Origin of the sequence: Limnohabitans sp. (assembly GCF_030158565.1) — a bacterium.
Taxonomy (GTDB): domain Bacteria; phylum Pseudomonadota; class Gammaproteobacteria; order Burkholderiales; family Burkholderiaceae_C; genus Limnohabitans_A.
In genome coordinates this window covers 1-8,100 of record NZ_JAOASQ010000054.1, presented here as the reverse complement: position 1 = coordinate 8,100, position 8,100 = coordinate 1, and the positions used below count along the sequence as shown (strand labels likewise).

The window sequence follows — 8,100 nt, the reverse complement described above, 5'->3', positions numbered from 1 at the left end:
GCCACCATGACCAAGGTGCTCGACACCTTCAAGAAGGTCAAGACCTACACCGACAAGAACGCCCCTGGCCGTGACTGGAACCTGGCGACTGCCATGGTCATCAAGGGCGAAGCCGGCATGCAGCTGATGGGTGACTGGGCTAAGGGCGAATTCGTCGCCGCTGGCAAAAAGCCTGGCGCGGACTTCACCTGTGCAGCAGCCCCCGGCACGGCCAAGTCTTTCACCTTCAACGTGGACTCGTTTGCCATGTTCAAGCTGAAGAACGAAGACAACGTCAAGGCCCAGAAAGACTTGGCCTCGGCCATCATGTCCACCGACTTCCAGGAAGTGTTCAACCTGAACAAGGGTTCGATCCCTGTGCGCCTGAACATGAACCTGGCCAAGTTTGACGACTGCGCCAAGCTGAGCTCCAATGACTTCGTGGTCACCGCCAAGAACGGCGGTCTGGTGCCTTCGGTGGCCCACGGCATGGCCATCGGCTCGGCCACATCCGGCGCGATCCAGGACGCCGTCAGCCAGTTCTGGAACGACGACAAGATGAGCACGAAAGACGCTCAAGCCAAGATCGCTTCGGCCGCCAAGGTCAAGTGAGTCTTTGAGCCGACCTTGCGGTCGGCTCGCACAAGCCCGCCGGGCTTGTTGTTTCTTTAGCCGCCGGGCTGCAGGTCACGAGCTTGCAGCCCGAGCCGGTCTCGATTGGATCACCCATGTCTGCATCTTCCCCCCAACAAGCCGCCTGGCTGCCCAAGCTGGTGATTGCGCCCAGCTTTGTGCTGTCGCTGCTGTTCATTTATGGCCTGATGGCCTGGAACGGCTACCTGTCCATGTCCGCCTCGCGGATCTTGCCCAACTACGACTTCGTGGGCCTGCAGCATTACGCCACTTTGCTGGACAGTGACCGCTTCCGCGTGGCCATGACCAATATGGCGGTGTTTGGCTTTTGCTTCATCGGCGGCGCCATGGCGCTGGGCGTTTTGCTGGCCATCTTGCTGGACCAGAAGGTGCGCGGCGAAGGCGTTTTGCGCACCATTTACCTGTACCCCATGGCGATCTCGTTCATCGTCACAGGCACCGCCTGGAAGTGGATTTTGAACCCCGGCCTGGGCTTGCAGCACCTGATGCACAGCTGGGGCTTTACCGATTTTAAGTTCGAGTGGCTGGTCGATCAGGACATGGCCATTTACTGCGTGGTGATTGCGGGTGTGTGGCAAAGCGCGGGCTTTGTCATGGCGCTGTTTTTGGCGGCGTTGCGCGGCATCGACGACTCGATCATCAAGGCCGCGCAAGTCGATGGGGCGAGCTTGCCGCGCATTTACTGGCGCATCATTTTGCCCAGCCTCGGCCCGGTGTTTTTCAGCACCCTGATGGTGGTCTCGCACCTGGCCATCAAGAGCTTTGACCTGGTCATGGCGCTGACGGCCGGTGGCCCCGGCTATGCGACCGATTTGCCCGCCACCTTCATGTACGCCACCGCCTTCACACGCGGCCAAATCGGCGTGGGCGCGGCCAGTGCCACCGTCATGTTGGCCACCGTCGCTGCCATCGTGGTGCCTTACCTTTATTCCGAATTGCGAGGCAAACGATGAACCGCCTGAATTTTCATCGCCTGATTCTGTGGACCATGCTGCTGCTGTTTGCGGCCTGGTTTCTGGTGCCGCTGTATGTGATGCTGACCACCTCGCTCAAAGACGCCGAGCAACTGCGCGCAGGCAACCTGCTCAGCCTGCCCACCGCGCCCACGCTGGACGCGTGGTTCAAGGCCTGGGACACCGCCTGCACAGGGGTGCAGTGCGAGGGCCTCAAGCCCTACTTCTGGAACTCCATGGTGATGGTGGTGCCTGCGGTGCTGCTGTCCACACTGATCGGCTCGCTCAACGGCTATGTGCTCAGCAAGTGGAAGTTCCGTGGCAGCGAGACCCTGTTTGCCTTCATGCTGTTTGGCGTGTTCATGCCCATGCAGGTGGTGCTTTTGCCCATGAGCCAGGTGCTGGGCTGGCTCGGCGTGGCCAGCTCCATCTGGGGCCTGATGCTGGTGCACGTCGTGGCGGGCATTCCATCGACCACGCTGTTCTTCCGCAATTACTACATCGGCTTGCCGGACGAGTTGATCAAGGCCGCGCAGCTCGACGGTGCGGGTTTTTGGATGATCTTTCGCCGCATCGTGTTGCCGCTGTCGCTGCCGATTTTGGTGGTCACGTTGATCTGGCAGTTCACCAACATCTGGAACGACTTTTTGTACGGTGTGGTGTTCTCGGGTGCTGACAGCAAGCCGATCACCGTGGGCCTGAACAACCTGGCCAACACCTCGAGCGCGGTCAAGGAATACAACGTCGACATGGCCGCAGCACTCATCGCGGCATTGCCCACCCTGTTTGTGTACGTGGTGGCGGGTAAATATTTTGTGCGCGGCCTGACGGCTGGCGCAGTGAAAGGGTAAATCATGGGCGCACTCGCCATTCGCAACATCCACAAGACCTACAACGAGACGGTCCATATCCTCAAGGGCATTGATCTGGAGATCGACGCCGGAGAATTTCTGATTTTGGTGGGCCCCTCGGGCTGCGGCAAATCGACCTTGCTGTCGATGATCGCGGGCCTGGACCATCCGACCAGCGGCAGCATCCACATCGGCGAGCGCGATGTGACGAACCTGCCCAGCAAGGACCGCGACATCGCCATGGTGTTCCAGAGCTACGCGCTCTACCCCAACATGACGGTGGCGCAAAACATCGCCTTCGGCCTGGAGATTCGCAAGGTGCCCAAGGCCGAGCGCCAAGCCGCCGTGGACCGTGTGTCGGCCATGCTGCAAATCGGCCACCTGCTGGACCGCAAGCCCGGGCAACTCTCGGGCGGCCAGCGTCAGCGCGTGGCCATGGGCCGGGCCTTGGCGCGTGACCCCAAGCTGTTTTTGTTTGACGAGCCGCTGTCCAATCTGGACGCCAAGCTGCGTGTGGAAATGCGCGCCGAAATCAAGCTGCTGCACCAGCGCACCAAAACCACCACGGTCTACGTGACGCACGATCAGGTCGAAGCCATGACGCTGGGCGACCGCATCGCCGTGATGAAAGACGGTTTGGTGCAGCAGTTCGGCACGCCCGCCCAAATCTACAACCGACCGGCCAACCGCTTTGTGGCCGAGTTCATTGGCTCACCCGCCATGAACATGGTGGACGCCCAGCGCACAGGCGAAGCACTCACAGCCCACGGCGTGGAACTGGCCATCACCGACGCGCAACGCGCTGCGGTGCAAGCGCATGGCAGCGCCGAGCTGGTCTATGGCCTGCGCCCTGAGAGCATCAGCTTTGCCGCCACCGGCCTGCCCGGTACGCTCAGCATGATCGAGCCCACCGGCCCCGAAACCTATGCCACGGTGGACACGCCCGCAGGTCAGCTCACGGCCCGCGTGCCGGGCGTGTTGCAAGCGGCGGTGGGTGATGCGGTGCATCTGCAATGGCAAGCCGATCAGTCGCACCTGTTTGACCGCGCCAGTGGGGTTCGGGTCGGCTGATGGTGATCTGGCAGTCTGCTTTGCGGGCTGTCTTGTCTTGTGCAGACCAGCGACGGGTGGTGTCAGTTCGGGTCTTTCATGATGGTCTCCATCAAAGCCCGTACTTTGGGCAGCAGCGGCGCTTCGGTGCGTCCTGCAATGGTCACCAGCCCAAAGCGGGCATTGCCGTTCAGCGCGGGTGTGACGGGCAGCTCCACCAGATCAGGGGCGGAGGCCCGGATCGCTAGCACGACCGCATCGCTGTGGCGGACGACTTCGATCAGGCTGGAGATTTCTTCGCAGCGCAGGTTCACCAATTGATCGGGGTGCCCGCGCGGACCAAAGCGTTCCATCAGCATGCGTGCGACTTCGTCGCTCAAAGGGGTGGATGCGATCGGATAGTCCAACAGCATCTCGAATGACACGCTGCGCTTTTTGGCCAGCGGGTGCTGTTTGCGGCACATGAAGGTGCCTTTCATTTCCTGCAGCGCTTCCACCTTCAGGTCGGTGGCCGGTTGCAGTGAGCGGATGTCCAGCACCAGGGCGTCCAGGGTGCGATCACGCAAGGCCTGCACCAGCAGTGCGGTGCTGCCGCGCGAGATGTCGATGTGGCCTTGCGGGTGCTCCCGGGCCATGAGCATCAGCAAGGGCGTCATCAGCATGGCGCCAGGCCCCGAGCCCATGCCCACCCGGAATTGACCGATCTCGCCTTTTTGCAGTTGTAAGCTGGTCAGGCGCAACTCGTTGGCCTCGTCCACCAGCACGCGGGCGCGTTGCACCACGTGCTGGCCAAACGGCGTCAGCTCGTTCTTGCGACCGATCCGGTCGAACAGGGGTTGTCCCAATTCACCCTCCAGCGCCTTGATGCTGCGGCTCAGCGCCGGTTGTGTCAGGTGCAGCTTCAGGGCCGATTGGCTGAAGGAGCCGCTGTTGGCCAGCTCGATCAGGTGCTTGAGTTGAACCAGGGTCATGGGGGTTCCAATCCATAACTGAAAATCATGCAATGTGGCATGAAAATGCATTGGACATTATAGGAATGGCTTTCTACGATGGCCTCACAACCACTTTTCATATGGAGACAAGACATGTCCAAAACCCTTCGCCGTTGGGTGGCCCTTTTGGGCGCCGTGTGCCTGGCCGGCGCTGTGAACGCGCAGACCTATCCCAGCAAACCCGTCACCTTGTTGGTGCCTTACCCGGCTGGCGGCGTGTCGGACGTGATTGCCCGCATCGTCAACAACACCCTGTCCAAAAACATCGGCCAGACCGTGATCGTGGACAACCTGGGCGGTGCCAGCGGCTCGATCGCTGCGCAAAAAGTCTTGAACGCACCGGCCGATGGCCAGATCATTTTTCAGGGCTCGCCCAATGAGCTGATCCTGGCACCTCTGGCCATCTCGGCCGTCAAATTCAAGAGCGAAGACTTCCGCCTGGTGCAGATGATCGCCACAGCGCAGATCGGCTTTCTGGCCCGCAAGGATTTGCCCGTGAACAACGTGGACGAGTTCCTGGAGTACGCTCGCAAGGAGGCCGCACAAGGCCGCCCCATCACCTACGCCAGTGTGGGCCCAGGTTCGTTCTATCACCTGCTGGGTGAGCACCTGTCCAAGATCACCAACATCCCGATGACCCATGTGCCCTACAAAGGCATGGCGCCTGCCAACCAGGATCTGTTGGGTGGTCAGGTGGACATCTTCCTGGCACCGTTTGGCAAGGCTTCTGAAGAATTGCAAAAGCAGGGCAAGCTCAAAGTGCTGGCCATGCTCAACAGCGAGCGCCTGGACTCGGTCAAGGACTACCCCGCCATCACCGAGAGCAAGTCGCTCAAGAACTTCACTTTCAACATCTGGACCGGCTATTTCGTGAAGAAAGACACGCCCGAGCCGATCGTGCAGGTCATCCACAAGGCGATCACCGATTCCTTGACGGACCCCGCGGTGCGCGGTGGCCTGGAGGCCAACAGCCAGCTGGTGGCCAAGCCTTTGTCGCTGCAAGCCGTGGGCAAGGCCTACACCGATGGCACAGCCCAGTTCCGTGCGATTACCAAGTCGATCAACTTGCAGCCGCAGTGACATGACGTATCTGCGCGATGCGCTCACCGAAAGGGTGGGTGAATTCATCCAGCTGCGGCGTGACATCCACCGCCACCCCGAGTTGGCGTTTGAAGAACACCGCACCTCGGACCTGGTGGCGGCCAAGCTGCAAAGCTGGGGCTACCAGGTGCACCGCGGCCTGGGCGGCACCGGCGTGGTCGGCACCTTGAAGCGCGGCAGCAGCGAACGCAAGCTCGGCATTCGCGCCGATATGGACGCCTTGCCCATTCAGGAGGCCACGGGTGCCGAGTGGGTCAGCACACGCCAAGGCCTGATGCACGCCTGTGGCCACGATGGCCACACCGCCATGTTGCTGGCGGCGGCCAAAGCTATCGCGCAAGCGCCTGACTTTGATGGCACTCTGAACCTGATTTTTCAGCCCGCCGAAGAAGGCGGAGGCGGTGCGGTCCGCATGATGGACGACGGCTTGTTCGAGCACCACCCCTGCGACGCCGTGTTTGCCATGCACAACATGCCGGGCACACCGGTGGGGCACTTGGTGTTCCGCGATGGCGCGGCCATGGCGTCGAGCGATTACGCCACCATCCGTATCCATGGCACCGGCGGTCATGGGGCCATGCCGCACCGCGCGGCCGATCCGCTGGTGGCCGCCTCGTCCATCGTCATGGCCTTGCAGACCATCGTGTCGCGCAATGTGGACCCGCTGCACACCGCCGTGGTCACGGTGGGTGCTTTGCACGCCGGTCAGGCCAACAACGTGATCCCGGCCCTGGCCACCCTGGAGCTGAGCGTGCGTGCGCTCGACCCGCAGGTGCGTCAGTTGCTGGAGCAACGCATCAAGGCGCTGGTGACGGCGCAAGCTGAGAGCTTTGGCGTGCGCGCCGAGGTGGAATGGCGGCAAGGCTATTGCGTGCTGGTCAACAACACCGAGCAGACCAACTTTGCACGCCAAGTGGCGCTTGACTTGGTGGGGCCTGAGCGCGTCACCTTGAACGGGCCACCGCTCACGGGCAGTGAAGACTTTGCCTTCATGCTGGAAAAAGTGCCGGGCAGTTATTTGCTGATCGGCAATGGCGACGGTGACTCGGCTGGCGCGTGCATGGTGCACAACCCGGCGTATGACTTCAACGATGACAACATCGCCACGGGCGCTTCTTATTGGGTTGCGCTTGTTCAGGCCTACCTCGCCGTTTAAAATGAATTAAAACCATCGACCTTGTGTCGACATGTGATCGGGAGAGACTGCCACCGCCCAAGCGGCAGGCAGCGCCGAAGGAGCAACCGCCCCGGAAACTCTCAGGCCAAAGGACCGGTCACATGCCAATTCTCTGAAGAGCTGCTGGCGTCATCGTCCGCCAGTGCACCGAAGGAGCAAGCGATGCGCCCCCGTGCGTGCCGTGAATCTCTCAGGTCCTGATACAGAGGGGGCGCCACCGGCATGCGGCTTGCATGCGGTGGCCCCATCCTTTGACGTCTTGGAAAGCTCACTTTCATGAAAACCATTGCAGTTATTGGCGGCGGCATCACCGGCGTCACCACCGCCTATTCCCTGGCCAAACGCGGCTTTGCCGTCACTTTGTTCGAGCGCCATCGCTACGCCGCGATGGAAACCTCTTTTGCCAACGGCGGTCAGCTCTCGGCTTCCAACGCCGAAGTCTGGACCCACTGGTCCACCATCCTCAAGGGCATCAAGTGGATGCTCAAAAGCGATGCGCCTTTGTTGGTCAACCCCGCTCCGACTTGGCACAAGCTGTCGTGGTTTGCCGAGTTCATCGCGGCCATGCCCCATTACGAGCGCAACACCGTCGAGACCGCCCGCCTGGCCGTGGCCGCACGCCAGCACCTGTTTGCCTGGGCACAAGAAGAGGGCATCGACTTCGACCTGAAAAAAGAAGGCATCCTGCACATCTACCGCGACAAAAAGGGCTTTGACCATGCCGGTCGCGTCTCGCAAATGCTGGCCAAAGGCGGCTTGCCACGCCGCGCCGTGACCCCCGAAGAAATGAAGGCCATCGAGCCCACGTTGGCAGGCACTTATTACGGTGGCTACTTCACCGAGAGCGACTCGACCGGTGACATCCACAAGTTCACCAACGGCCTGGCCGCAGCGGCCGAGCGCCTGGGTGTGAAGACCTTGTACGGTCAAGACGTCAAGTCGGTGCGCAGCGATGGCCAGCAAGCCGTCATCACCGTCGCAGGCGATGAAGACAGCGTCGTGCACACCTTCGACGGCATGGTGGTGTGCGCGGGCGTGGCCAGCCGCGACTTCGCCTCGCAACTGGGTGATCGCGTCAACATCTACCCTGTCAAAGGCTATTCGATCACCGTCAACCTGAACGACGAACAAAGCCAGGCCGGTGCGCCCAACGTGAGCTTGCTCGACGACGAAACCAAGCTGGTCACCAGCCGCTTGGGACTGAACCGTTTCCGCGTGGCGGGCACGGCCGAGTTCAACGGTGTGGACCGCGACATCCGCGCTGACCGCATCCGCCCCTTGATCGAATGGGTGGAGCAGTGCTTCCCCAAGATCAACACCCGCTCGGTGGTGCCATGGGCCGG

General features: G+C 61.4%; 8 protein-coding genes and 1 riboswitch. Of the genes, 7 read left to right on the top strand and 1 reads right to left on the bottom strand.

The features are described 5' to 3' along the window. The 4 genes from Q1W40_RS11610 to ugpC form a co-directional block, all read left to right on the top strand. On the top strand, positions 1-591 hold a 591-nt coding region (locus Q1W40_RS11610), incomplete at its 5' end, for an extracellular solute-binding protein (RefSeq protein ID WP_300712078.1). Between the two features lie 116 nt (positions 592-707). Next, positions 708-1,586 (top strand): sugar ABC transporter permease, encoded by an 879-nt coding sequence (locus Q1W40_RS11605; protein WP_300712075.1) that lies wholly within the window; start codon positions 708-710, stop codon positions 1,584-1,586. After that, positions 1,583-2,437, top strand: a complete 855-nt coding sequence (locus Q1W40_RS11600; RefSeq protein ID WP_300712072.1) for a carbohydrate ABC transporter permease — start codon at positions 1,583-1,585, stop codon at positions 2,435-2,437. Before Q1W40_RS11605 ends, Q1W40_RS11600 begins: the two co-directional genes overlap by 4 nt. Before the next feature lie 3 nt (positions 2,438-2,440). After that, positions 2,441-3,508 (top strand): sn-glycerol-3-phosphate ABC transporter ATP-binding protein UgpC, encoded by a 1,068-nt coding sequence (gene ugpC / locus Q1W40_RS11595; RefSeq protein WP_300712069.1) that lies wholly within the window; start codon positions 2,441-2,443, stop codon positions 3,506-3,508. Positions 3,509-3,570: 62 nt separating this feature from the next. Here ugpC and Q1W40_RS11590 read toward each other — a convergent pair whose 3' ends face one another. Then, the gene (locus tag Q1W40_RS11590) at positions 3,571-4,458 is read right to left on the bottom strand and encodes a LysR family transcriptional regulator (RefSeq protein WP_300712066.1); all 888 of its coding nucleotides are present in this window, start codon (positions 4,456-4,458) and stop codon (positions 3,571-3,573) included. 114 nt (positions 4,459-4,572) lie between these two features. Between Q1W40_RS11590 and Q1W40_RS11585 the strand changes: the two genes are divergently transcribed. The 3 genes from Q1W40_RS11585 to Q1W40_RS11575 form a co-directional block, all read left to right on the top strand. Next, positions 4,573-5,559: a tripartite tricarboxylate transporter substrate binding protein gene (locus tag Q1W40_RS11585; RefSeq protein WP_300712063.1), complete on the top strand. Its 987-nt coding sequence runs from the start codon at positions 4,573-4,575 to the stop codon at positions 5,557-5,559. A 1-nt stretch (position 5,560) separates the two neighbouring features. Next, positions 5,561-6,736, top strand: a complete 1,176-nt coding sequence (locus tag Q1W40_RS11580) for a M20 aminoacylase family protein (RefSeq protein WP_300712060.1) — start codon at positions 5,561-5,563, stop codon at positions 6,734-6,736. Positions 6,737-6,764: 28 nt separating this feature from the next. Next, positions 6,765-6,863, top strand: a riboswitch (glycine riboswitch). 170 nt (positions 6,864-7,033) lie between these two features. Then, a partial coding sequence (locus tag Q1W40_RS11575) for a D-amino acid dehydrogenase (RefSeq protein WP_300712057.1) occupies positions 7,034-8,100 on the top strand: 1,067 nt, incomplete at its 3' end.

What these genes read in the sequence shown, in the direction of transcription:
- Q1W40_RS11585 (WP_300712063.1), top strand. Translation starts at nt 4,573, where the DNA reads ATGTCCAAAACCCTTCGCCGTTGGGTGGCCCTTTTGGGCGCCGTGTGC.
- ugpC (WP_300712069.1), top strand. Translation starts at nt 2,441, where the DNA reads ATGGGCGCACTCGCCATTCGCAACATCCACAAGACCTACAACGAGACG.
- Q1W40_RS11605 (WP_300712075.1), top strand. Translation starts at nt 708, where the DNA reads ATGTCTGCATCTTCCCCCCAACAAGCCGCCTGGCTGCCCAAGCTGGTG.
- Q1W40_RS11600 (WP_300712072.1), top strand. Translation starts at nt 1,583, where the DNA reads ATGAACCGCCTGAATTTTCATCGCCTGATTCTGTGGACCATGCTGCTG.
- Q1W40_RS11580 (WP_300712060.1), top strand. Translation starts at nt 5,561, where the DNA reads ATGACGTATCTGCGCGATGCGCTCACCGAAAGGGTGGGTGAATTCATC.
- Q1W40_RS11590 (WP_300712066.1), bottom strand. Translation starts at nt 4,458, where the DNA reads ATGACCCTGGTTCAACTCAAGCACCTGATCGAGCTGGCCAACAGCGGC.